Origin of the sequence: Streptomyces sp. AA1529 (genome assembly GCF_000280905.1) — a bacterium.
Classification (GTDB): domain Bacteria; phylum Actinomycetota; class Actinomycetes; order Streptomycetales; family Streptomycetaceae; genus Streptomyces.
This window is the reverse complement of record NZ_ALAP01000038.1, coordinates 81738-106670: the sequence shown is the minus strand read 5'-3', so window position 1 is coordinate 106670 and position 24933 is coordinate 81738. Positions and strand designations below refer to the sequence as shown.

Here is a 24933-nt window from a genome sequence, read left to right as displayed (position 1 = left end):
TCCAGTGTGCCTGCTACCGCGTAGGCCCGGGATCAGCTCGGCGGGCGGCCGTCCCCGCCGCCGTCCTTGCGGTGCTCCGCGCGGCCGAGGACCTTCCTGACCCGTCCCTCGACCCCCCAGACGGCGATCCGCCAGAGCGCCTCGGCCATGATGTCCCGGCTCATCTTGGAGTCGCCGCGCTCGCGCTCGACGAAGGTGATCGGGACCTCCACCACGTGGTAGCCGGCGTGCACCGTGCGGCGGGTGAGGTCGACCTGGAAGCAGTAGCCCTGGGAGGCGATGGAGTCCAGGCCGATGCCCTCCAGGGTCTCCTTGCGGAAGGCCCGGAAGCCCGCCGTCACATCCCGTACGTCGACGTCCAGGAGCAGCCGCGAGTAGGTGCTGGCGCCGCGGGAGAGGAACTCCCGGGACTTGGGCCAGTTGACGATCCGGCCGCCGGGCACCCAGCGGGAGCCGATCACCAGGTCGGCGCCGCCCAGCGCGGTCAGCAGCCGGGGCAGTTCCTCGGGCGGGTGGGAGCCGTCCGCGTCCATCTCGATCAGGACGCCGTAGCCGTTGTCGATGCCCCAGCGGAAGCCCGCCAGATAGGCCGCGCCGAGTCCTTCCTTGCCCTTGCGGTGCAGGACGTGGACGTGGCCGTCCTCGGCCGCCAGCTCGTCGGCGATCTTCCCGGTGCCGTCGGGGCTGTTGTCGTCCGCGACGAGGACGTGCGCCTCGGGCACCGCCTCGCGCACCCGGGAGACGACGGGCCGGATGTTGTCGGCCTCGTCGTAGGTCGGGATGATGACCAGGGCCGTTCCCAGCGGGCCGTACCGCCGTCGTCCGCCGTCCGTCACTGGTGCTGCCCCTCCGCTTGAGCCTGTCGGTCCTGCCTGTCGGTGCCGTCCCCGGCACCGGCCGTGTCCGGCGCGGTACGGGTCCGGGCACCGGTGCCGCTCCGTCTGCGGCCCAGGATCCACGCCCCGGCGCAGGCGAGCACGCCCACGATAGCGATCGCCCATTCGGGAGCGGCACCGACGCGGTCGGCGAGGGTGATCTCGTCGCGCAGCGGGAGCTCCCCGGTGAGCACGTCCTGGGTGAACTCCTCCGTACGCTGCTGGACGGTGCCGTCCGGCGCGACGATGGCGCTGATGCCGCTGGTCGCCGCGGTGACCACGGCACGGCCGTGCTCGACGGCACGCAGCCTGGACATCGCCAGCTGCTGCTCGGGCTGCCCGGTCCGGCCGTAGGTGGCGTTGTTGGTCTGGACGACGAGCGCGCGGGCCCCGTCCTTGACGGTGTCCCTGGGGATCTCGTCGTAGGCGACCTCGAAGCAGATCACATCGCCGAGGCGCGCGGGACCGGTCTGCAGGACACCGGTGTGGTCGCCCGGGTAGAAGTCGCGGGGCACCTGCTGGAGCCGGGTGATGACCTTGCTCAGCTGGTCGCGGAAGGGCACGTACTCGCCGAAGGGGACCGGGTGCTGCTTGGTGTAGGACGCGCCGGGCCCCTTCTCCGGGTCCCAGACGATGCCCTGGTTCTCGACGTAGCCCTCCTTGGTCGGGTGGTCGACCAGGGCACCGACCAGCACGGGGACGCCGACGGCCTTGACCGCCCGGTCGATGCGGTCGCCCGCCTCCGGGTACTTGTAGGGGTCCAGGTCGGAGGAGTTCTCCGGCCAGATGACCAGGTCGGGCCGGGGCTCCTTGCCCTGCTCGATCCGCTTCGCCAGGTCGAGGGTGGCCTCGGCGTGGTTGTTGAGGATCTGCATCGGGCGGCCCAGGAAGTGCATGCCGGGCTGCTGCACGTTCCCCTGCACGACGGCGACCCGTACGGTGTCGGCCGCCTTCGTCGGCACCGGTACCGCGAGACCGGCGACGGTGGCGGCGCCGGCGAGCACGAGCGCGCCGGCGCAGGTGGCGTAGGCGCGGCCGGTACGGGCCGCGGCGGACCGCAGTCGCAGGCCCCGCAGCGCGGCGGCGGCCAGCAGGGTGCCGGTGAGGGCCACCGCGAAGGACACCAGCGGGGCTCCGCCGAGCGCGGCCAGCGGGGTGTAGGGGGAATCGGTGTTGGCGAAGGCCAGCCGCCCCCAGGAGAAGCCGCCGAACGGCAGCCGGTCGCGCAGGAATTCCTCGGTCAGCCACAGGCAGGCGCCCCACAGGGGCCACAGCGGCAGCCGCGCGGTGACCGCCAGCCCGGCTCCGAGCCCGAGCACGAACAGGCTCTGCAGAAAGGCGAGTCCGATGACCGCGTCCCAGCCGACGACGTGCAGCCACTTGAGCAGCACGATGAAGAAGGGCCAGCCGAACGCGAATCCGAGCCAGGCGCCCTGGCGGCCGGTCCGGCCGCGGGTGAGCAGGCTGAGCGCGGCGACGGCCAACAGCGAGAGCGGCCAGAGCCCGTAGGGCGGGAAGGCGAACGCCAGGGCGACACCGCCGAGTGCGGCCAGCGCGGACCGGCCGGCCTCGCGCCGCGCGAGCGCGGCCAGCCGGCGCATCCGGCCCGGACGGGGCGCCCTGGTCCCGGGGGGCTCGGAGACGTCGGGCGGAACGTCACTGCCCGTGTCGGCGCTGCTCGCGCGCGTGGGCCCCTCCGGGGCGCCGGGCTGCGCGGCGGGTGCCGCCTTCCGCTCCCGGGAGCCGTCCGGGGCGGAGGCGGAGGTGGTGTCGGGGCCCGATGCCAAGGTCGCGGCCTTCCTAGCAGGTCGTGCGGTGGTGTGTGGTGACGGTACAACGCGCGGGGGGCTGCGCGGGGCGCGGGACCGTAAAGCGGCGGAAAAGCAGGAGAACGCGGCTGCGGGCGGCCAGGAGGAGCACGGGACGGTAGCCGCCGCGTCGCGGAGCGTCACCGGCGGGCGGGCGCGCCCCGGTTCGGGGCGCTGTCTGCGGATCGGGGCCCGGTGCCCTTCGGGCCGACCTGGGACCCGCTGGCTGCGGATCGTCCGAAAGCCGTTGTCTACTGAGCGTCCGGGCCCCGTCCCGGGTCACACCCGCCGACCGGCGGAAACCATCTGTCCCCGTGCCGCGGGCGCTGGACCTGGCTCGCAGTGGTGGTGCGCCGGTGCGGTACACCACCCCGTGGCCCAGCGGCGTTCGACGACAGCGCGGAAGCTCCCCGGTCGGACGTCCTGTGGTGGACGCCGCCGAACCTACCGGGCTCCGGGCAATCATTGTCAACAGCCGAGTTACCTGGGGTGTTTCGGTGAAATCCCAGGTCAGTGCGGAGGCAACGGCGTCCCGGTGACCGGCGGAGGGGGTCTCGTTCGGCCGTATCGCCCTTCCCTATGTCACTCGTCCGGCCGTGCGTGGACCTCGCGTCCGCCCACCACCGTCCGCAGGCAGACGGGGACTTGACCGCCCGGCGTCAGGTCGGGCAGTCCCGGCGTACCGGAGCGCGGGTCGGTGGACCAGTTCGCGACGCGGGTGTCGGGAGCCTGGACGACCAGCGGACCGGTGCGCCAGAGCGCGTAGTCCGCGGGGGCGCCCGGGACGAGCACACCGGCGTCGTCCGTGCCGAGCGCCCGCCAGCCGCCGCGGGTGTGCGCGGTGAAGGCGCCGCGGACGGAGATCCGGTGGTCGTGGGTGCGGTGGAAGGCCGCGGCGCGGACGGCCTCCCAGGGCCCGAGCGGGGTGACCGGGCTGTCGGAGCCGAGCGCGAGCGGGACCCCGGCCCGCAGCAGCGCCGCGTAGGGGTTGAGCGTGGCGGCGCGCTCGGCCCCCAGACGGCGCGCGTACATTCCGTCCGCGCCGCCCCAGGCCGCGTCGAACCCGGGCTGCACCGAGGCGGTGAGCGCGAGGTCCGCGAAGTCCGCGATGGTGCGGGCGGTGAGCATCTCGGCGTGCTCGACGCGGTGCCGGGCCGCGCGGACCCGGGCGATGCCGACCTGCTCGGCGGCCCGCCGCACCCCGTCGGTGACGGCCTGGACGGCGGCGTCCCCGATGGCGTGGAACCCGGCCTGGATCCCCGCCTCGGTGCAGGCGGCGACGTGGACCGCCACCGCTTCGGCGTCCAGCAGGGCGCTGCCGCGGGTGTCCGGCGCGTCCGCGTAGGGGGCGCACAGGTGCGCCGTGTGCGAGCCCAGGGACCCGTCGGCGAACAGGTCGCCCGCGGCACCGATCGCGCCGAGCTCCCGGACGCGGGCGGCCTCCTTTGCCGAAGTGACGAGTTCGGCCCAGTATCCGTGTACGCGGGGACCGGGTTCCTCGGCGGCCAGCGCGAGCAGCCCGCGCAGATCCTCCTCGCCGGAGATGTCCGGGCCCGCGCACTCGTGCAGCGAACCGATGCCGAGGGACGCGGCGCGGGCGCGGGCCGCGCGCTGGGCCTCGGTGCGCTGCCGGGCGGTGAGCGTGCCGTGCGCCGCCTCCCGCACGGCATGGTGCGCGGCACCGGTCAGCGGGGCGTCGGGCCGGTAGCCCTCGCGGGTGGTGATGCCGGGAACCAGGTCCAGCATGGCCGTGCTGGCGAGTGCGGAGTGCACGTCGACCCGGGTCAGGTACAGCGGACGCCCGCCGCTCGCCTCGTCGAGCTCGGCACGGCGCGGGTGGCGCTGCTCGGGCCAGGCGTGCGCGTCCCAGCCGGTGCCCAGCAGCACCCGGTCGTCCGGCCGCGCCCGCGCGTACGCGCGCACCCGGGCCAGCGCGTCGGCCAGCGTGGGCGCTCCCGACAGGTCGAGCCCGGTCAGCGCGAGACCGGTCGCGGTGGTGTGCACGTGCGCGTCGGTGAAGGCCGGGGTGACCAGTGCGCCGTCGAGGTGCACCACCTCGTCGACGCCCTCGGCGAACGAGTCGGCGGCCCCTTCCGAGCCGACCCAGGCGATGCGGTCGCCCTCGACGACCATCGCGGTCGCGAACGGGTCGGCGGGGCTGTGCACCTCGCCCTCGCGCAGCAGGACGGTACGGGGCCGGGAAGGGGTCGTGCGCTCGGTCATGGGGACAGTCTCCCGCTTCGCGGCGGCTGCCCGGCGCGCGGGGGCCGGGAGCGCCTCCCGGGCGCCCGCCGCATGGGGGCCGCCTCCCGCCAGGGGTCCCGGACCCGGCCGCCCTCGGGGGATTCCGGGCCCGGGGGCGGTTCAGATGCGGGGCGGACGCGCCTCGTAGGGGGTGGACAGCACGACGGTGGTGCGGGTGGAGACGCCCGCCAGGCTCCGGATCCTGGCCAGCAGGTGTTCCAGCTCGATCGGCGTGGCCACGCGCACCTTGAGGATGTAGTTCTCGTCCCCCGCCACGCTGTGGCACGCCTCGATCTCGGGCACGTCCGCGAGCCGGTCCGCGATGTCGTCGGGGGCGCTGGGGTCGAAGGGTTTGACCGAGATGAACGCCGTCATCGGCAGGCCGACCGCCTCGGAGTCCACCAGCGCGGCATAGCCGCGGATGACGCCGCGCTGTTCGAGCCGGCGCACCCGTTGGTGCACGGCCGAGGTGGACAGGCCGGTGGCCTTGCCCAGGTCGGTGTAGCTCATCCGCCCGTCCTTGACGAGCAGTTCCACGATCTGTCGGTCGAGTTCCTCCACAGCGGATCACCGTACTGCCCTCGCGCGCCCGCCGCAGCGGAAAAAGCTCCGGCGCCCGCATACGGCGCACCGGGCCCGGTGGACACCGCGGCGAATCCCCGAATGCTAAGTATGTGACCAAGGCCACACTTATGCATCCGCGTGCTCCCGTGCAGAGTGATTATGCGCGTGGCACGACGGGAAGTGCTTGCTGTGGCCGGAGCCCAGTCGCCCGGCCGTTCCATCAAGGGGGATCACATGCGCACGACGAAATCCGCCCAGTCCGCCCGCCCGCGAAGCGCTCTCCGGAGCGAGGCGCACCGGGACGAGGCGCGACCGACCGCAGCGGCCGCTTCCCCGGACGGCCCCGACACCCCCACCGACCCGTCCGGACCGGTCGCCGAGGACGAGATGTACGAAGGTCTCCGCGTCAAGTGCCCCGAATGCCGCCAGGCGATCGCGGTGTTCGCGCAGGAGGAGAAGCTGCCGCGGCACGGGCTGTGCGCCTCCCCCTGGGACCCGTTCGGCCTGACGGTGTGCCAGGGATCCGGCCGCCCGGTGGGCGAGGCCGCCCCCTGGGACAGCGAGACCCGCGGCCGCGCGGTCAGCGAACTGCTCACGCTTCCCGAGGGATTGGACTGGCGCACCCAGCCCTTCTCGCACGCGGGGCGCCCGGACCGCCGGCCGGTTCCGGTCGGCGCCGAGTGACCGGCCGGCCCACGGAGGCACGGAGCGGGGCGGCCCGGCACACGCCGGCAGCCCCCGCCGCCGGGGCGCCGACTCCCCGCTGAACGGCCGGGCCCGCGCCGGTCGTCCGCACCTCACCCGTCGAGCCCGCGTCCGGCCGCCGTCGCCGCCGGACGCGAACACGCCCGGCCGGCGGTGCCGTTCGACTGCCGTCCGGCGTCGCCCCGCATCGGAGCCGCAGACCGCGCCGCAGAGCCGGCGGGCATCTCCGCGCCGGAGCGGCACGCCTGCGCACGACACGTCCGGCGCACGGCCCGCGGCCGCCGTACCGGTACCGCCCGGGCCACGGCCCTCCCCACCGCTCCCCTCCGCCGAGGGGGCCGTCCGGTGCGGCCCGACCCCTGACGCGGCGGGTCGTCCCACCGTGCGGGAGGACGACGCAGCGGGACGCTGCGACGCGCTGCCCCCGGCCGCAGCACCCCGGTCGTGTTCCGTACCCACACGTGCGGCCCGGGCCCGCACCGGCGCCCCGCACGGGCCCGGCGTGGATCCCGCACGGCTGGGAACCTCGGGGGGCCGAGGAGGCATCATGGCGAACACGCGCACAAAGAGCAGGACAGCCGCGACCACCCCGCGCAGCGAACGGGCCCAGCAGCAGGCCGTGGTGCGGGAGCTGCTGCGACGGCACGGCACCACCTACGCGGAAGACGCCGGTATCACACTGCGTGACACTCCGCAGCCGCTCTACCGTCTACTCGTGCTCTCCCTGCTGCTGAGCGCCCGCATCCGCGCGGACATCGCGGTGGCCGCCGCGCGGGCGCTGTCGCGGGCCGGGATGCGGGACCCGCGGCGGATGGCGGACGCCGGCTGGCAGCAGCGGGTCGACGCACTCGGCGAGGGCGGCTACCGGCGCTACGACGAGCGCACCGCCACCCAGCTCGGCCGGGGGGCGGAACTGCTGCTGGACCGCTGGGGCGGCGATCTGCGCAGGATGCGGCGGAGCGGCGACGTCGCCGCCGCGCTGCGCGAGGTCCCCGGCATCGGCCCGCTGGGGGTGTCGATCTTCCTGCGCGAGGCCCAGGCGGTGTGGCCCGAGTACCGGCCCTGGCTGGACCAGAAGGCGCTGCAGGGCGCGGAGCGGCTGGGACTGCCGGCGTCCGCCGAGGAGCTGGCCGGCCTGGTGCGGGAGGACGAGCTGGCGCCGCTGGCCGCCGGGCTGGTGCGGGTCGCGCTCGGCAAGGACGTCGCCGAGGACGTCTGGGACGCGGCGCGCGGATGAGGAGCACCGCACCCGGCGGCGGTCGGCCCGGCGGAGGTGCCCGGCGACCGCCGCCGTCGGTGACCGGTCCGCGGGTGACGCCCCGTTCGCCCCGGAGCCGGAAGCAACACGTTCCGGGTCCGGGGGCCGGAGCGGGGCGGAAGGCCGGGGTACCGGTCTTCCGCGCGCGGCCCCCGCGCCGGGCCGGTCCCGCTCAGCTCCTGCGTTCCGGGCCCGCCACGTGCCGGGCGATGACCATGCGCTGGATCTGGTTGGTGCCCTCCACGATCTGGAGGACCTTGGCCTCGCGCATGTACCGCTCGGCGGGGAAGTCCGTGGTGTAGCCGTACCCGCCGAGGAGTTGCACCGCGTCGGTGGTGACTGCCATGGCGGCGTCCGTGCAGAACAGCTTGGCCATCGCCGCCTGCCGGGCGAACGGCTGCCCCGCGTCCCGCCGCCGGGCCGCCGCCAGGTAGAGGGCGCGCCCGGCCTCGATCCGGGTCGCCATGTCGGCGAGCATGAAGCGCAGCCCCTGGAAGTCCGCGAGCGGGCGGCCGAACTGCTCGCGTTCCGCCGTGTAGGCCAGCGCCTCGTCGAGCGCGGCCTGGGCGACGCCGACGGCGCAGGCCGCGATCCCCAGGCGGCCCGAGTCGAGGGAGGAGAGGGCGACCGCGAAGCCCTGGCCCTCGTCGCCGAGCCGGCGGGTGTCGGGGACGCGCACCTCGTCGAAGTGGACCTGTGCCGTGGGAGAGCCGTTCAGCCCCATCTTGTGCTCGGGTGCCGCCGCGTTCAGCCCCTGGGCGTCGGCGGGGACGAGGAAGGCGGTGATACCGCCCGCCCCCTCGGCGCCGGTCCGGGCGAGCACGGTGTAGAAGTCGGCGACGCCGCCGTGGGTGATCCAGGCCTTGGTGCCGTTGAGCACCCAGTCGTCACCGTCGCGGACGGCCCGGGTGCGCAGCGCGGCGGCGTCCGAGCCGGAGGACGGTTCGGAGAGGCAGTAGGCGCCCAGCAGACCGCCGCCGAGCATGTCGGGCAGCCACTCGGTGCGCTGCTCCTTGCTGCCGAAGTGCGCCAGGCCGTGGCAGGAGAGCGAGTGCACGCTGGTGCCGAGCCCCACGGTGAGACGTGCGGCGGCGAGTTCCTCGAGGACCTGGAGGTAGACCTGGTACGGCTGGCTCCCGCCGCCGTACTCCTCGGGGTGGGGCAGGCCCAGGAGTCCCGCCTCGGAGAGCAGCCGGAAGGTCTCGCGGGGGAAGACGCCCGCGGCCTCCTGCTCCGCGGCGACGGGCTTGATCTCCCGCTGCACCAGGTCGCGGACGAGGCCCAGCAGGTCGCGTGACTCGTCCGTGGGCAGTTCACGTTCCACCGGCTGTGGACCGTCCTTGGGCATGACGCGCTCTCCTTCGGGTCAGGAATCGCGGCGACCGACGCCGGGGTGTGGCGGGTCGCCGAGGGACACCGGCCCGCTGGCGGACCGGGGGTGCCGCTGCCCCTGCCGTGATACTGCACCGTCGGGTCGCGAGGGTGGCTGACCAGCGGCTGCGGCGAGTTGGAGTATGCCCGATCGAGCGCCGCACGTCACCGGCGTAGGGGTGTGAACCGCCCGGTGAGCGCGAAGGGGGCGCCGGGCGCGGCCCCGGGCACCGGAATTGGTCCGAACCATTGACTGACTGGTCTAGTCCATCTACATTCCCGGAACGTACGACCGGTGCCACCCCCCACACCCTCCGCACCCCACACGCGAGGTGACCATGCTCGGATCGGACAGCCAGCACTCCCCACGCACCAAACACTCCCGCCCCTCCCGCCGCCGCGGACTCATCGCCTTCCTGGGTGCCCTGTGCGCGGCCCTGCTGACCACGACGCTGCTCTCGGCCACGGCCTCCGCCGGTCCCCGTCCGACGGTGGACGCGAACCGCCAGGGTTCCGTCGCGGCGCCGTCGGCAGCCGGTGGAAAGACGGTCGGGTACTTCACCAACTGGGGCGTCTATCAGCGCAATTACCACGTCAAGAACATCGAGACCTCGGGCTCGGCGGACAAGCTCACGCACATCAACTACGCCTTCGGCAACGTCCAGGGCGGCAAGTGCACCGTCGGCGACAGCTACGCCGACTACGAGAAGTCCTACACCGCCGCCCAGAGCGTCGACGGCAAGGCCGACACCTGGGACCAGCCGCTGCGCGGCAACTTCAACCAGCTGCTGAAGCTCAAGCAGAAGCACCCGGACCTGAAGGTGCTGTGGTCGTTCGGCGGCTGGACCTGGTCCGGCGGCTTCGGCCAGGCGGCCCAGAACCCGGCAGCCTTCGCCGAGTCCTGCTACAACCTGCTCAACGACTCACGCTGGAAGGGGCTCTTCGACGGCATCGACATCGACTGGGAGTACCCCAACGCCTGCGGACTGAGCTGCGACACCAGCGGCCGGAATGCCTTCGCGAACCTGATGAAGGCGCTGCGCGCCAAGTTCGGCGACAAGCTGGTGACCGCCGCCATCACCGCCGACGCCTCCCCCGGCGGCAAGCTGGAGGCCACGGACTACAAGACGGCCGCCCAGTACGTCGACTGGTACATGCCGATGACCTACGACTACTTCGGCGCCTGGGACGCGAAGGGCCCCACGGCACCGCACTCGCCGCTGAGCTCCTACTCGGGCATCCCCAAGGAGGGCTTCAACACCCAGGCCACCATCGCCAAGCTCAAGGGCATGGGCATACCCGGCAGCAAGCTGCTGTACGGCCTCGGCTTCTACGGCCGCGGCTGGACCGGGGTGACGCAGTCGGAGCCCGGCGGCACGGCGACCGGCCCGGCCCCCGGCACCTATGAGCAGGGCATCGAGGACTACAAGGTCCTCAAGAGCAAGTGCCCGACCACCGGCACCGTCGGCGGTACCGCCTACGCCCACTGCGGCAACCAGTGGTGGAGCTACGACACCCCGCAGACGATCGGCGCCAAGGGCGACTGGGCCGCGCAGCAGGGTCTCGCCGGCTCCTTCTTCTGGGAGCTGAGCGGCGACACCGCGAACGGAGAGCTGATCAAGGCCATCCGGTAGCGCGCAGCCGTCCGGTGGCGCGTACGACGCGCCCGGCAGAGCACCAGGGGCCCCGCGGCGCACCACCGCGGGGCTCCTGGCCTCGGCCGGCAGCCCGGCAGCGGTCGCCGAGCACCCGGGCGACGGCGCCGGTGGCGGACCACCGCCGGGCTCCTGGTCGCACCCGCCGTCCGCGGCCCCGGACCGCTCCGGGGCCGCGGACGGCGCTGCGGGGCTCTCTAGCGCTGCACGCGTCTGCCGGCGCGCGCCCGGTCCAGCGCACCGACGCCGACCGCGGCGAGGGCGACCTGGATGAGCAGCTCGATCCAGTCGAATCCGCGGGTGTCGGCGACACCCAGACCGCTGGCGATTCCGGTGCCGACGAACGCGGCGGCGATGCCCACCACCACCGTCCACAGCAGGCCGATCCGCTGCCTGCCCGGCAGCACCAGCCGACCGAGCGCGCCGATGACGACGCCGACGACGAGCGCACTGATGATTGCGGATATGGCCATGGCCGCCTCCCGGACCCGAGGACACTCCTGGTGGAACGAGTGTCCCGGAACCGCGCGGATCATGCGGAGCCCGGCACGGCAGCGGCCGCCGGCCGCGCGGGCAGCGGCTACCGGCGGTCGGCGCCGGGGGGCACCGTGCCTTCGAGCCGCGCGACGGTCTCCAGCGTGGCCCGCAGCGTGCGGGAGAGCAGCTCGCACAGCGCCTCGGAGGAGAGCTCCTGCCCGCGCGCGAGCCAGTCCAGGGTGGCGCCCTCCACCGAGGAGAGCCACCCCACCAGGGCGGCTCGGGCGAGCGGCCGGAGGCGGGTGCGGCCCCAGGAGCCCTCGGCGATCACGCCCAGCAACTGCTCGCGCACCCGGTCGCGGATCTCCAGCACCTGCGCGTCGTGGCCCACTCCCCCGGTGACGACCGTGCGGTACGCGGCCTGGTTCTGCTGGGCGTAGCGCAGACAGCCCTCGATGGTGCGCCGGGCGCGTTCGGCGCGGGGCAGGTCGCGGCAGCTGGTCGCGCGGAGCACCAGTTCGGCTGCGGCGTCCTCGACGACGGCGAGGTAGTAGCCGCGTTTGCTGGTGAAGTAGTAGTAGACCAGCCCCTTGGCCACGCCCGCGCTGTGCGCGATGTCGTCCATGGACAGGGCGTCGTAGGACGTGTCGGCGAAGAGGGTGCGCCCCGTCGCCAGCAACTCGGCGCGACGCGCCTGGGAGCGCTCGGTACCGCGGGGGCCGGGGAGCCGGCGCGCCTCGTGCGCCCGGACGTCAGCCACCGAGCGCCCGTTTCTCCAAGTGGGTTGGCATGGCGGGAGTATGACACTCCCTCACCTGCTTCCGCCGCCGGTTTTCGCCGAGCGGGGGCACCCGCACCGCGGCTGCCCCCGCCGCTCGTGCGCGGACGGCGGCCGACACGGTCCGGCGGCATTGTCGGAGGCGGCTGGGAGACTCCCGGCATGGACGACAGGACGGGGGGCACGGGAGACGGGCACCGCACGCGGGAGGCACCGGACCGCGGCAGATGGGCGCTGGCACCGGCGGGCGGCACCCGGGTGCGGGTGTGCCCGCTGGACGCGCGCGGCCGGGCGGCGGGTGCCGCGCGCACGGAGGAGTCGGCGGCGGCTGCCGTGCGGGCCCGCCCGGAGGTGGCCCGGTGGGTGTGGCGGGCCACCCCGCAGGTGCAGTCGGAGCTGCTGGCCGCCGGGGTGCGGGTGGCGCGGTGCTATGACGTGGAGACGGCCGAGGCGCTGCTGCTCGGGCACGAGGGCCGCGCGGGCGATCCCCGTTCGCTGCCCGCCGCGTGGGCCCGGCTGCACGGACGTCCGGTGCCCCCGGACCGGCCCCCGGAGCACCTGGAGTCCGACGTCCCGCCGTCGCTGTTCGAGACGGGCCCGGTACCGCTGCCGGACGGCGTGGATCCGCTGGAGGCGCTGCTGGAGGTGTACGCGGCACAGCTGGACCGCACCGCGCGGGCGCAGCATCCGGACCGGATGCGGCTCCTGCTGGCCGGGGAGTCCGCCGGGACGCTGGTGGCCGGGGAGATGACACGGGCGGGGCTGCCCTGGAGCGCGGAGATCCACCGGGAGCTGCTGGCGGAGCTGCTGGGCGAGCGGTACGCGGGCAACGGGCTGCCGAGGCGGCTGGTGGAGCTGGAGGAGGAGATCTCGCAGGCGTTCGGCCCGGGCGAGCGGGTGCGCCCCGACCTGGCCGCGGAAGTGCTCCAGGCGTTCGCCCGCGCGGGGATCCGGCTGGGGTCCACACGGGCCTGGGAGCTGCGGAAGGTGGACCACCCGGCGGTCGAGCCGCTGCTGCGCTACAAGAAGCTGTACCGCCTCTACACCGCGCACGGCTGGGGCTGGCTGCGCTCCTGGGTGCGGGACGGCCGCTTCCACGCCGCGTATGTGCCCGGCGGCGCGGCCTCCGGCCGCTGGACCACCAACGGGGGCGGTGCGCTGCAGATCCCGAAGGTGGTGCGGCGCGCCGTGGTCGCCGATCCGGGGCATCTGCTGGTGGTGGCCGACGCCGACCAGCTGGAGCCGCGGGTGCTCGCGGCCGTCTCCCGGGACCCGGGACTGATGACGGCGGCGAGCAGCGGGCAGGACCTGTACACGGTGCTGTCGCAGCGGGCCTTCGCGGGCGACCGCGACCGCGCCAAGCTCGCGGTGCTGGGCGCGGTCTACGGCCAGACCAGCGGTGACGGGCTGCGCCATCTCGCCGCGCTGCGGAAGCGGTTCCCGGCCGCGGTCTCCTATGTGGACGACGCGGCCCGCGCCGGAGAGGAGGGCCGGCTCGTCCGCACCCATCTGGGCCGCACCTCCCCGCCCGTGGGCCGCGGCGGAGAGGAGGGTGCAGAGGAGGAAGCGGGCGGCACCGGCCCCGAGGCGGGCACGGGGGTCTCCGGGCCGCCCGAGGGTGCTCCCGGGAGCGCGGCGGGCGCCGCACGGGCCCGGGGCCGCTTCACCCGGAACTTCGTGGTCCAGGGCAGCGCGGCGGACTGGGCGGTACTGATGCTCGCGGCGCTGCGCCGGAGACTCCTTCCCCTCGCTGCCGAACTGGTGTTCTTCCAGCACGACGAGGTCATCGTGCACTGCCCCGCCGAGGAGGCGCCCCGGGTCCGGGAGGCGATCGCGGAGGCCGCCGAGGAGGCCGGCGTCGCCGCGTTCGGGCCGACTCCCGTGCGCTTCGGGTTCACCACCGCCGCGGTGGAGTGCTACGCCGACGCCAAATGACGGGGCAGGACCGGACGGCGCGGGCCGCGGCAGCGAGCGCCGGGGCACATGTCGGGAGACGATCGAGGGGCGGCCGGGCCGGTCGGCGCGGGAACCCCGGGCCGGCGCTCCCGGCCCGCGGAGGTTTCCCCGTCCGAAAGGTGTGACCATGACAGCGTCGGCGCGGATCGGTGTCACCGGATTGGCCGTCATGGGGCGCAATCTCGCCCGCAACTTCGCCCGGAACGGCTTCACGGTCGCCCTGCACAACCGCACCGAGGCACGGACCAGGGAGCTGATGGACGCGTTCGGCCACGAGGGCGACTTCGTGCCGGCCGGCTCCGCGCGGGAGTGCGTGGCGGCCCTGCGGCGGCCCCGCTGCCTGGTGGTGATGGTCAAGGCGGGCGAGCCGACGGACGCGGTCCTGGAGGAGTTCGCCGAACTGCTGGAGCCCGGCGACATCCTCGTCGACGGAGGGAACGCGCACTTCGAGGACACCCGCCGGCGGGAGGCCGCGCTGCGCGAGCGCGGCCTCCACTTCGTGGGCACGGGCATCTCCGGCGGCGAGGAGGGTGCCCTGCTGGGCCCCAGCATCATGCCGGGCGGCTCGGACGAGTCCTGGGAAGCGCTGGGCCCGCTGCTGGAGCGGATCGCGGCGCGGGCTCCGGACGGCGCCCCGTGCACCGCGCACATCGGGCCGGACGGGGCGGGCCACTTCGTGAAGATGGTGCACAACGGTATCGAGTACGCCGACATGCAACTCATCGCGGAGGCGTACGACCTGCTGCGGAAGGTCGCGGGCCGGTCCCCCGCCGAGATCGCCGAGATCTTCCGGCGCTGGAACGAGGGGCGGCTGGACTCCTACCTGATCGAGATCACCGCACAGGTGCTCACCCACACCGACGCGGAGACCGGCCGGCCGTTCCTCGACGTCGTCGCCGACCGCGCGGAGCAGAAGGGCACCGGCCGCTGGACCGTGCAGACCGCTCTCGACCTGGGGGTTCCGGTACCCGGCATCGCCGAGGCCGTCTTCGCCCGCTCGGTCTCCGGGCACGCGGACCTGCGCGCCGCCTCCCGCCACCTGGCAGGACCCGCCGCGCGCACCCTCGGCGAGGGCGAGGCGACCGCGTTCACCGACCGCGTCGAGCAGGCCCTGTACGCGTCGAAGATCGTCTCCTACACCCAGGGCTTCGACGAGATCGCCGCCGGCAGCGAGCAGTACGGCTGGCACATCGACCTCGGAGAGGTCGCCGCGATCTGGCGCGGCGGCTGCATCATCAGAGCCGCCTTCCTCGACCGGATCACCAGGGCCTACGCCGCACAGCCCGGACTGCCCAGCCTGCTCACCGACGAGGGGTTCGCAGCCGAGATCGCCGCCGCACAGGACGACTGGCGGGCGGTCGTCGCCACAGCCGCCACTCAGGGCGTCCCCATCCCGGGCTTCGCCTCCGCCCTGGCCTACTACGACTCCCTGCGCGCCGACCGCCTTCCGGCCGCACTCACCCAGGGGCAGCGCGACTACTTCGGGGCACACACCTACCGCCGTACCGACCGCGAGGGCGTCTTCCACACCCTCTGGGGCGGCGACGGCTCCGAAGTCGAAGCCTGACCCCTCGCCCTCCCCGGTCCGGAGAGTCCGGACGCCCCGGTCGACCCTGGTGCATGCGGGCCCGGGGCGCCTGGCGGGATCCCGTCGCCGCCGCCGGGCGCGGAGTACCACTTCCGGAGGTCTGGCGCCGCTTCCAGCGGCGGACCGGATCTCGGCCCCCCCTTGTCACAGGGCCGTCCCCGGACCGTCGCGGCACGGTACCGGGGGCACCTGTGCGCGGCCCTGCTCGCGTCCTTCCGGGCAAGACCACCGAACGGAACGAAGGCGAGGGATCCGCGATGGCTGCCGGCTGCCGGGACTGCGCGAGCTGCACCAGGTCCGGACTGGGAAAACTGCTGCAGGCGGCGGGAGTCGGCCTGGTGTACGTGTGCACGGCGGGCATCGGGTACGTGCTCAAGCGGGCGCTGCGGCGCCACTGCCCGCTGTGCGGGCACCTGCTGGCCCGGCACGCGCGGCGCGCGGACGGTTCGTTCCGCGACTGAGTCCGTCGCGGCCGGCACCGGGGGTGCGGACCGCCGGGCGCACGTCCGACCCCCGCGGGGCGCGGCGGCGGCTACCGTGCGGGGATGGCTGAAGTACTGCACATCACCGAGCGGGTTCTGTGGGACGAAGCCTGCGCCCGGGGGACGTACGAGATGTCCACGCGCGGCCGGACGCTGAGCGAGGTCGGGTTCATCCATCTCTCGCTGCGGCACCAACTCCCCGCCGTGGCGGCCGCGCTCTACGGCGACCAGGTGGCACCGGAGCGGCTGGTCGTCCTCGTCGTCGACACCGAGCGGCTCTCCTCCCCCGTCCGCCACGAGCCGGCCGCGCCCGGCGGCGAGGAGTTCCCGCACCTCTACGGGCCGCTTCCGGTGTCGGCGGTCGTGGCGACCGAGCCCTGGACCGGCGGGACCTGAAGAGGCAGCACGGCCCGGGAGGAACCGGCGCGACGCGGCGCCCTGCCGGTGAACGGCACCGGATAGCGGACGTGAACGCACGGACAACGGACCGTTTCCGGCCAAACCCTTGATGCGCTCCTGACAGGAGCTCGCCCCGAGTGGCAGTCTGCGACTGGCCGCTCGCACCACTGCACGAACGACGAGCGGTAGTTCCCCACACGCGGTGCTGGTCGTTCCGGTGGCCGCACCAGCAACACCGTTCCACCAGCTCGCGTTTGCTCCGCCTTGCTCTGCCGAGATCCGCCGGACGGTCGTCCGCCGCCCGGTCTCCCAGGCCGCACGACCGTGCGGCCAGCAGAAGGAGCCAGTCTTGCGAAGATCAACCTCCCACAGAGGCACCACCGCCACCTCCCACAGACGCCTCCTGCCGCCGAAGGCTTCGGCGGGCGTCGCACTCGGCGCCGTTGCCGCCCTGCTCTCGGTCGCCGTCCAGACCGGTCCGGCCGCGGCCGACGACCAGAGCCACGACAGCGCGGCGGCAGCCGCCAAGGGCGCCGACACCGGGGCCCTGCCCGTCAAGCTCTCGCCCGCCCAACGCGACGCGCTGCTGCGGAAGGCGGACAGCAAGAAGGCCGCCACCGCCGACAAGCTCGGCCTGGGCGCCAAGGAGAAGCTGGTCGTCCGCGACGTGCTCAAGGACCGCGACGGCACCGTCCACACGCGCTACGAGCGCACGTACCGCGGAATGCCCGTGCTCGGCGGTGACCTCGTGGTGGAGACCACCGCGAAGGGCGCCACCAAGGAGGTCGGCCGGGCCTCCAAGCACGCGCTCAAGAACCTCTCCGCCAAGGCGGGCGTGCGGCCCGGCACGGCGGAACGGCAGGCGCTCAAGGCCGCCGACGCCGCGGGGTCGAAGAAGACCGACGCCGACCGCGGACCGCGCAAGGTCGTCTGGCTGGCCGAGGGCAAGCCCACCCTCGCCTTCGAGACGGTCGTCGGCGGACTGCAGCACGACGGCACGCCCAACGAGCTGCACGTCGTCACCGACGCGCGCACCGGCAAGAAGCTCAGCCAGTGGCAGGGCATCGAGACCGGCATCGGCAACACCCAGTACAGCGGCCAGGTCGATCTCAGCACCGCGCAGTCGGGCTCGAACTACACGCTCACCGACAACGACCGCGGCGGCCACAAGACCTACAACCTGAACCACGGGACCTCCGGCACCGGATCCCTCTTCTCCCAGTCCTCGGACACCTGGGGGAACGGCAGCCCGTCCAACGCCGCCACCGCGGGTGCGGACGCGCACTTCGGCGCCGCGGAGACCTGGGACTACTACAAGGAGGTCTACGGCCGCTCCGGCATCCGCGGTGACGGCCAGGCCGCCTACTCCCGGGTCCACTACGGCAACAGCTACGTCAACGCGTTCTGGAGCGACTCCTGCTTCTGCATGACGTACGGCGACGGCTCGGGCAACAGCAAGCCGCTGACCTCGCTGGACGTGGCAGGACACGAGATGACCCACGGCGTCACCTCGGCCACCGCCGGCCTGATCTACAGCGGCGAGTCCGGCGGCCTCAACGAGGCGACCTCGGACATCTTCGGCACGGCCGTGGAGTTCCACGCCGCCAACTCGACCGACAAGGGCGACTACCTCGTCGGCGAGAAGATCGACATCAACGGTGACGGCTCCCCGCTGCGCTACATGGACAAGCCCAGCCGGGACGGCGCCTCCAAGGACTACTGGTACTCGGGTATCGGGAACAGCGACGTGCACTACTCGTCGGGTCCCGCCAACCACTGGTTCTACCTGCTGAGCGAGGGCAGCGGCGCCAAGGTCATCAACGGTGTCAGCTACGACTCGCCCACCTCCGACGGTCTCCCGGTCACCGGGATCGGCCGCGAGAAGGCCGCGCTGATCTGGTACAAGGCGCTCACCACCAAGTTCACCTCCACCACCAACTACGCCGGGGCACGCGCCGGCACCCTCGCGGTGGCCGGTGACCTGTACGGCACCGACAGCGCCGAGTACAAGTCGGTGGCGGACGCCTGGGCGGGTGTCAACGTCGGCGAACGCCCCGGCGGCGACCCCGACCCCGGCGACGGCAAGACGTTCACCAACGACACGGACGTCTCCATCCCGGACTACCCCGGCTCCGCGGTGACCTCCAAGATCACCACCACCGGTCTGAGCGGCAAGGCCCCCGGCAACCTCAAGGTGGGCGTGAACATCGTGCACACCTACAGCGGTGACCTGCAGGTCGACCTGGTGGGCCCGAGCGGCAGGTCGTACCGCCTGCACAGCTCCTCCGGCGACTCGACGCCGAACATCGACACCACCTACACCGTCAACGCCTCGTCCGAGAACGCCAACGGTGTCTGGAAGCTGAAGGTCCGGGACAGGGGGTACTTCGACACCGGATACATCAACAGCTTCAAGCTCACCTTCCCGTAACCCTCCGCAGCACCGGCCGGCGTGCTGCGCGCCGGACCGCCGCGGCACCGTGTGCGCCGTGCCGGGAGCCACCGCTCCCGGCACGGCGCACACGCGCGTGGTCGTACACGTTCCGTTGGATTCCCGGTCCGTCGAGTGCTCCGGTCCGGGGACGGTGCGGGTGCCGGCCCGTCAGTCCCGGCGGGCGAAGTGTCCGTGCAGCATTCCGGTCGCCTGACCGACCTCGATCAGATAGCCGTCGGGATCGCGCAGATAGCAGCGCAGTTCGGCCTCCCGGTCGAGAGGTGGGGTGAGGAATTCGGCTCCCTTGGCCGTCCACTCCTCGTACACGGCCTGGATGTCGGCCACCCGCAGGTTCATGAAGCTGGAGACCGTGTCGCGGCTCTCGGGGGCCCGCAGCGTCACCCCGGGTTTGTCGGGGGTGGGCCCGCCGCCGGGGTTCATGATGACCCAGCTGTTGGCGAGCCGGATGGTGCAGGGGTTCTCCTCCAGAACGACCTCGCCGCCCAGCACCTCGCTGTAGAACCGGCGCGAGCGCGCCACATCGTGCACGGTGAGGAAGACGGTCACCGCCATTCCCTCGCTGGGCGCGGGGAAGGCGTTGCCGCTCGATCGGCTCTCGGGCATGGCACGCGCTCCTTCGCTGGGGGCAGCCGCACACCGGTGGAGAGCACCGGCGGGCTCCGCGGCCCGACGCGCACCCGGCCGGCGGCCGGGGCGTCCGCATGTGCTTCGAGCCTAGGCGACCGGGGCCATGCGGGCATCCCGGGCGCTTCACCGCCCGGCGGGCGGAAAGCACCGGGGAATACCACCGACCGCGAGGGTGCTGCTGTTCGACGGAAATTCCGACCGGAGCAGAATGCGGGCCACCGAGAATTCACCGGCCGCACGGACAGCATTTCGACACGGGCGTCCGCAGCCGGCACAAGAGGGCCGGCAACCGTTGGTGACCTTCAGAAATCCCTGGCCGAGAGGGTAGGCTCACCACTTGTGCCGCACATCCGAGCACTTCGCGCCAGCTCGGTCCGGATAGCGGCCAGAGCAATTCTTCTTTCACACAGTCGACCGCCGGAATTCACTGCCAGTTCACCGTCCCGCCCACTTCACGCTCTCTCCTGGATCACATATGCCCAAACTCTCCGTCATCGTGCCGTGCCACAATGTGCAGGAATTCGCGGAAGACACCCTGAGGAGCCTCGCCAACAACGCGGGGCCGGCAACGGAGTTCATCCTGGTCGACGACTGCTCCACGGACGCCACCCCGGAGATCCTGGACCGGTGGGAGCACCGTCTCCCCGGCTCCACCGTCATCCGGCACGAGGAGAACCGGGGCATCGCCCGCAGCCGCAACGCCGGGATCGAGGCGGCCCGCGGCGACTATCTGACCTTCCTGGACGGTGACGACTGGTACGGCCCCGGCCACCTCGACGAACTCGTCCGTGTCATCGAGCGGTTGGACTGCGACTTCGTGCGCACCGACCACGTGCAGAGCACCGGCACCAAGCGCGTCGTGCGCCGCGCGCCCGCGCCGGTCCGCGACACGGTGCTGCACCCGCGCGAGGTGATCGCTCCTCCGCAGGCGGAGACGATGGTGGACTACCCGTTCGTCTGGGCCGGCGTCTACCGCCGCACCCTGTTCGAGGACGGCGCGCTGCGGTTCGCCGCCGACCTGCGCACCGCCGAGGACCGGCTGTGGACCTGGCGGCTGCACCTGGCGGCCCGCTCGTTCGCCGTCACGGGCCTGCTCGGAGTGTTCTACCGGCGCGGGGTGACCACCTCGCTCACCCAGATCCGCGACGCCCGGCAACTGGACTTCATCCCCGCCCACGACGCGCTCCTCGCCGACCTGGCCGCCGATCCGGAAGGGGACCGCTTCCTGCCCAAGGCGGTGCGGACCTACTGCGCGCTCATCGCCTTCCATCTGGCCAACATCCGGCGCTACCACGCCCCGGTGGCACGGCAGCTGAAGAAGAAGGCGGCCGCCGCGCTGCAGCACATGCCGCAGGACGTGCTCGACCGGACGCTGGCGGGAATGGACCACGCACGCGCCGACAGACTGCAGCGCATGCGCGCGACCGGAAGGGCGGCCTGACCGATGCCGGATCCCCGTGGAAGTGCGCAGCAGCGCGGCACCGACCAGCCCTCCGCCCGCCCCGTCCAGATCTTCGAGGTCTCCACGCTCTACGGAGCCGCGACCCTGGCCGCCTCCGTGGACGCGGGGCAGTTCGGGCAGCCGGACGCGGCCCGCCGCATCCTCCTGATCTCCAACAACGCCGCCACTCCGGAGGCGGCCACCCGCCTCCCCGCGATGAACGGTTTCGAGCGGCTGGCGGCGCGGTTCGACGAGATCGTCGACTGGAACGAGGCCATCCAGCCGTACCACCCCAGTACCTGGGCCCCGCTGCGGGACGAGGCACCGGTGTGGGAGCGGATGTTCCGGCACGCCTGGGGGCTGGGCAGCGCGCCGGTGGAGCTGGTGGTCGAATCCGTCCACGTCAGTCCGGCCAAAGCGCTGGCCACCGTGTTCAGCGGCAGTGCGGTGCACGTCTACGCCGACGGTCTGATGAGCTACGGCCCGACCCGGGAGCGACTCCCCCAGTGGCTGGGCTGCCGCGTCCGGCGGCTGCTGCACCTCGACCTGGTGCCCGGCCTGCGCCCGCTGCTGCTGGCGGAGCACACCGTCGTGCCCGAGGCGGTGCCCGACGAGGCGTTCCTGAAGGTGCTCGGCGAACTGGGGGAGGCCGCCGCCGGGGAGCCGGAGCTGGCCCGCGTCGCACGGGACCGCCCGAGCGCCGTGCTGCTGGGGCAGTACCTGGCGGCACTGGGCATCCTCACGCCCGAGGAGGAGGAAGAACTGCACGCGCGGATGCTGCGCGGGGCGGTGGCCGCGGGCCACTCGTGTGTGGTGTTCAAGCCCCATCCCACCGCTCCGGCGCGCTACTCCCGCGTCCTGGAGCAGGAAGCCGCCCGGGCGGGAGTGCGGCTGCACGTCCTGGAAGGCCCCGTGCTGGCCGAGGCCGTGTACGACCGCTGCCGTCCCGGCCTGGTCGTCGGCTGCTTCTCCACCGCGCTGCTGACCGCGGCCGCCTACTACGGCATCGCGATCGCCAGGGTGGGCACGGAGACGCTGCTGGAGCGGCTGACGCCCTACCAGAACAGCAACCGCGTTCCCGTCACGATCGTCGACTTCGCGGTGCCCGAGCTGGCCGACCGCACGGAGGACGCCCCGACCGTCGCCGAGCGGGCCGGCGAACTCGGCGCGCTGGTGCGGACCGTGGGCTACTGCATGCAGGCCAAGCTCCATCCGGAGCTGCGCCAGGAGGCCGCCGCCTGGCTGGAGGACCACCTCGGCGAAGGCACCGAACGCTACTTCAAGCGCCGCCGGCTGACCGCGCTCGCCCTTCCGGGAGGCGGTACGTCGGTCCGGGCCAGGCTGCTGCGGACCAGCCCGTCGGCGCGCTGGGCCGCCCGCCGGATCCGCGCGGCACAGGCAGCGGTACGGGGATGACGCACGGAGGGAGGGCCGGTGCCGGACAGTTGTTCCGGCACCGGCCCTCCCTCCGTCGGACCGCGGCGGCGGTCGCCCGGTGGCGGCCGCCTACCCCAGGTAGCGCCGCAGCTTGAACCGCCCCCACAGCAGGCTCAGGCCGAAGGACGGCACCACCGTGACGACCGTCAGCGCGGCCGCCGCCCCCGCCGCGCCCAGCCATCCGCGGTCGGCGGAGACGAACGCGGGCGAGATCGTCTTCAGCAGCAGCACATGGAACATGAACGCCCCCAGTCCGGCGTCCGTCAGCTTGGTCAGCGTCGGACGCATCCGCTCCGGGATCCGCACCCCGTTGGCGGCGAACAGGACGCAGACGCTGAGCGCGGCGACGAAGATGCTGGCGTTGGGGATCACGAAGTGGATGCGGTCCTGCGACCAGAGCACCAGGCCCAGGGCCGCCACAGCGCCCGCGAGCCACCAGCCGCGGTGCCTGCGCCGGGTGGCGGGCAGGCTGAGCAGCAGGGCTCCGAGCACGGCGTAGACGAGTGAGTAGCTGCCGACCTGCCAGCCGAAGCGCGGCACGTCCCAGCCGGTGAGCCGGGCCAGATCGCTGAAGGCCGTGGGGCCCGCCGAGATCACCACGAGTGCGGCCACCACGCCCCAGGGGCGCTTGCCCGCCTTGAGCAGCATCACGAAACCCAGGATCAGGATGAGCGGCACGTGCGCGTAGAAGTACCAGAGGTGGAAGGCCGGCTGGACGGTGCCGAAGAGCGCGTCCAGCGCCAGCTTCGAGGTCGGTCCGCCGTTCGTGTCCCGCAACCGCCCCCACAGCAGATAGACCGCCGACCAGATGCCCACCGGGATGATCATGCGCAGCGAACGCTTGCGCAGCGTGCCGCCGTTCCGCGGCGGCGCCCCCACCAGCACCGCCCAGCCGGCGATCGCGAAGTACATCGGAACGGCCCAGCTGGTCACGGAGTCGAGGAAGAGACCCGTCCAGTAGACGGCCCGGCCGTTCTCCGCGCTCTTGCCGACCGCCAGCATGCACTCGCCGCCGACGTGCCCGGTGATGACCGCGCAGGCGCAGATCACCCGCAGCAGGTCGATGTCGAAGCGGTGTTCGCGGCGCACCGGTGGTGCCTGCCCGGAGGCGGTCGGCCCGCCGGGGGCGGCCTCGGTGACGGCGGTGCCGGCAGCCGGCTCCGCGGGAGGAACCGCCGGACGCGCGGGCGGAGTCACCGGGCCCGCGGAAACTTCATCAGTTGACATGCCCAGCCTTGAGAGGACGAGGATTTCCTGTGCCAGCTCGCCGGTCACCGGCGAGCAGACCCGCAAGAGCGTGCCAGCCGCCCGGGCCCGCAACCTGTACGCAAGGGGAACAGCAGCGGAACTCCTCCGCCGGGCCCGTGCCGCGCCCGCCGGACAGCGGCGGTCGCCATGTTCGGGCGGCGGGGTGCCGGGTACGCGCGCAGAGGGCCGTCGGCATCCTCGGCGCGAGAGGGCGCGGTTGCCGGGGTGTCCGACGTCATCCGGCCGTCCCGTTGCAGGAGGTTCCCGCAGGTGTCCGAGTCCACGTCCACGACCGCCTCCGCCGACGGCGGCGAACCCGGCCCGCACCGGCTCGCGGGCACGCCCCGGCCGCCGGACCGGGAGACGCCCTCGCGGCCGCTGATCGTGCAGTTCGGCCACGAGGAGCTGGTGATCCGCCGGCGGTACGCCACCGCGAGCATCGTCAACGACATCCTCATCGCGGTCTGGTTCATCGTCGGCAGCGTGATGTTCTTCTCCGAGGCGTGGACCGTGCCGGGCACCTGGTGCTTCCTCATAGGGAGCGTCGAACTCCTCGTCCGCCCGGTCATCCGGCTCGGCCGGCACGTCCACCTCCGGCGGGTGGGCGGCAGCACGGAGGCGGCGCACCTGGCGTCCTCGCAGGACTACTGACCGGCGGGACGCCGACGACGGGGGCCGGGGCTCCTCCGTGCCCTGCGGCGAACGAGGGGCGCGGCAGCCCGGGCGTCGGCACCCGCCGCCCCGGGCACGGTCACCCGCTCCCGAGGGAGCGCGGCCCCTGTCCCGCAGGCCCGGGGCGGTGCGGCCTCCCGCGGGCGCCGGTTTTCGCGCCCGATGCGAGAGTCCGCTTTCCGCTGATCGACTTCACGCACATCGCTTTCCAGCGCATATTTCCACGCACGAAAAATGCGCAGCCCGCCGCAGGACCGAGGGCTACCGAGATCCCTTGTTCACATATCGTCAGTACAGCTATATCGAACTCCATCACTTTGCATAAGACAATGCATTTACCGCACCTCTGCGAGATTTTCGTCAGGTCTTCGAACCGCCGTACCCCTCCCCGGGCGCCACGGGACCGCTCCGAGCGGCGCCGCACCCGGGACGCCCCGCACGTCACCCGCCTCCTGTCACAGTCGTGGAGCCCCGCGGCGTCGCCCGGAGCGGCCGAACTGCCCGTCACCCCCGATTCGGGGCAATGAGGACGCCGGATGGGCCGGGCCGCCACTCATCACCCAAAAGCAGTGATCGCGCCCCACCCCGTTGACATCTCCGCCCGCCGTGCACCCCCCGGAGCGGAGCGCCGGAGTTTGCCGCGCACCCCCGCCACACCCTCGCCGACCTGCGAATGCTTCGCTGCCCGCAATTCTCTTGCAAACTATGCGCAACAGGTACGCAACGCCCACAATCACACTCCGCGGGACACCGTTCCCCAGACTTCCGGACACACACCGGAACCGAATTACCAGTGATTGCGAAATTCAGTGCTTTACTTCTGCTTGCCCTGCGGAGCACAGGAGAGAGGCGATGCGCCGATCGGCTCCGCGGACTTCTCTCCGCCCAGCGGA

General features: G+C 73.2%; 20 protein-coding genes. 11 read left to right on the top strand and 9 right to left on the bottom strand.

All coding sequences use genetic code 11. The features are described from left to right. Positions 1-32: 32 nt before the first annotated feature. The 4 genes from A949_RS0111840 to A949_RS0111825 form a co-directional block, all read right to left on the bottom strand. The gene (locus A949_RS0111840) at positions 33-836 is read right to left on the bottom strand and encodes a polyprenol monophosphomannose synthase (protein ID WP_019356226.1); all 804 of its coding nucleotides are present in this window, start codon (positions 834-836) and stop codon (positions 33-35) included. After that, positions 833-2662, bottom strand: a complete 1830-nt coding sequence (gene lnt, locus A949_RS0111835) for an apolipoprotein N-acyltransferase (RefSeq protein WP_019356225.1) — start codon at positions 2660-2662, stop codon at positions 833-835. Before lnt ends, A949_RS0111840 begins: the two co-directional genes overlap by 4 nt. A 603-nt stretch (positions 2663-3265) precedes the next feature. Further along, positions 3266-4906: an amidohydrolase gene (locus A949_RS0111830; protein ID WP_019356224.1), complete on the bottom strand. Its 1641-nt coding sequence runs from the start codon at positions 4904-4906 to the stop codon at positions 3266-3268. Between the two features lie 141 nt (positions 4907-5047). Then, complete coding sequence (locus tag A949_RS0111825) at positions 5048-5488, bottom strand: Lrp/AsnC family transcriptional regulator (RefSeq protein ID WP_019356223.1); 441 nt, start codon at positions 5486-5488, stop codon at positions 5048-5050. 237 nt (positions 5489-5725) lie between these two features. Between A949_RS0111825 and A949_RS0111820 the strand changes: the two genes are divergently transcribed. Together A949_RS0111820 and A949_RS0111815 are read left to right on the top strand one after the other, a co-directional pair. Next, positions 5726-6175, top strand: coding sequence for a hypothetical protein (locus tag A949_RS0111820; protein ID WP_237735803.1), 450 nt, complete (start codon positions 5726-5728; stop codon positions 6173-6175). Between the two features lie 568 nt (positions 6176-6743). After that, the gene (locus A949_RS0111815) at positions 6744-7433 is read left to right on the top strand and encodes a hypothetical protein (RefSeq protein ID WP_019356221.1); all 690 of its coding nucleotides are present in this window, start codon (positions 6744-6746) and stop codon (positions 7431-7433) included. A gap of 193 nt (positions 7434-7626) precedes the next feature. Here the strand turns inward: A949_RS0111815 and A949_RS0111810 are convergent, their stop codons facing one another. Then, on the bottom strand, positions 7627-8802 hold the full coding sequence (locus tag A949_RS0111810) for an acyl-CoA dehydrogenase (protein WP_019356220.1): 1176 nt from the start codon (positions 8800-8802) through the stop codon (positions 7627-7629). Between the two features lie 361 nt (positions 8803-9163). On the opposite strand from A949_RS0111810, the gene A949_RS0111805 reads away from it, so the two are divergent. Beyond that, positions 9164-10459 carry a glycoside hydrolase family 18 protein gene (locus tag A949_RS0111805; protein WP_019356219.1) on the top strand — a complete coding sequence of 432 codons (1296 nt, stop codon included), beginning with the start codon at positions 9164-9166 and terminating at the stop codon, positions 10457-10459. A 218-nt stretch (positions 10460-10677) separates the two neighbouring features. Here A949_RS0111805 and A949_RS0111800 read toward each other — a convergent pair whose 3' ends face one another. Both A949_RS0111800 and A949_RS33175 read right to left on the bottom strand, forming a co-directional pair. Continuing rightward, complete coding sequence (locus tag A949_RS0111800; protein ID WP_019356218.1) at positions 10678-10953, bottom strand: GlsB/YeaQ/YmgE family stress response membrane protein; 276 nt, start codon at positions 10951-10953, stop codon at positions 10678-10680. Positions 10954-11060: 107 nt separating this feature from the next. Beyond that, positions 11061-11717 (bottom strand): TetR/AcrR family transcriptional regulator, encoded by a 657-nt coding sequence (locus tag A949_RS33175; RefSeq protein WP_019356217.1) that lies wholly within the window; start codon positions 11715-11717, stop codon positions 11061-11063. A gap of 180 nt (positions 11718-11897) precedes the next feature. Between A949_RS33175 and A949_RS0111790 the strand changes: the two genes are divergently transcribed. The 5 genes from A949_RS0111790 (at position 11898) to A949_RS0111770 (ending at position 18591) form a co-directional block, all read left to right on the top strand. Then, positions 11898-13670 carry a bifunctional 3'-5' exonuclease/DNA polymerase gene (locus A949_RS0111790; RefSeq protein WP_019356216.1) on the top strand — a complete coding sequence of 591 codons (1773 nt, stop codon included), beginning with the start codon at positions 11898-11900 and terminating at the stop codon, positions 13668-13670. 148 nt (positions 13671-13818) lie between these two features. Continuing rightward, the gene (gene gndA, locus A949_RS0111785; protein ID WP_019356215.1) at positions 13819-15258 is read left to right on the top strand and encodes an NADP-dependent phosphogluconate dehydrogenase; all 1440 of its coding nucleotides are present in this window, start codon (positions 13819-13821) and stop codon (positions 15256-15258) included. A 278-nt stretch (positions 15259-15536) separates the two neighbouring features. After that, on the top strand, positions 15537-15740 hold the full coding sequence (locus A949_RS0111780; RefSeq protein WP_019356214.1) for a hypothetical protein: 204 nt from the start codon (positions 15537-15539) through the stop codon (positions 15738-15740). Between the two features lie 84 nt (positions 15741-15824). Then, positions 15825-16157 (top strand): DUF952 domain-containing protein, encoded by a 333-nt coding sequence (locus A949_RS0111775; RefSeq protein ID WP_019356213.1) that lies wholly within the window; start codon positions 15825-15827, stop codon positions 16155-16157. Positions 16158-16509: 352 nt separating this feature from the next. Beyond that, on the top strand, positions 16510-18591 hold the full coding sequence (locus A949_RS0111770; protein ID WP_019356212.1) for a M4 family metallopeptidase: 2082 nt from the start codon (positions 16510-16512) through the stop codon (positions 18589-18591). A gap of 171 nt (positions 18592-18762) precedes the next feature. Here A949_RS0111770 and A949_RS0111765 read toward each other — a convergent pair whose 3' ends face one another. Next, positions 18763-19218, bottom strand: coding sequence for a VOC family protein (locus A949_RS0111765; RefSeq protein ID WP_019356211.1), 456 nt, complete (start codon positions 19216-19218; stop codon positions 18763-18765). A gap of 499 nt (positions 19219-19717) precedes the next feature. Between A949_RS0111765 and A949_RS0111760 the strand changes: the two genes are divergently transcribed. Together A949_RS0111760 and A949_RS0111755 are read left to right on the top strand one after the other, a co-directional pair. Continuing rightward, a complete protein-coding gene (locus tag A949_RS0111760) occupies positions 19718-20683 on the top strand; it encodes a glycosyltransferase family 2 protein (RefSeq protein ID WP_019356210.1) in 966 nt (321 codons plus the stop codon). 3 nt (positions 20684-20686) lie between these two features. Further along, positions 20687-22099: a polysialyltransferase family glycosyltransferase gene (locus A949_RS0111755; RefSeq protein WP_019356209.1), complete on the top strand. Its 1413-nt coding sequence runs from the start codon at positions 20687-20689 to the stop codon at positions 22097-22099. A 90-nt stretch (positions 22100-22189) separates the two neighbouring features. Here A949_RS0111755 and A949_RS0111750 read toward each other — a convergent pair whose 3' ends face one another. After that, positions 22190-23347 (bottom strand): acyltransferase, encoded by a 1158-nt coding sequence (locus tag A949_RS0111750; RefSeq protein ID WP_026004565.1) that lies wholly within the window; start codon positions 23345-23347, stop codon positions 22190-22192. 291 nt (positions 23348-23638) lie between these two features. Between A949_RS0111750 and A949_RS39025 the strand changes: the two genes are divergently transcribed. After that, positions 23639-24019 (top strand): YrhK family protein, encoded by a 381-nt coding sequence (locus A949_RS39025; protein ID WP_019356207.1) that lies wholly within the window; start codon positions 23639-23641, stop codon positions 24017-24019. Positions 24020-24933: the final 914 nt, after the last annotated feature.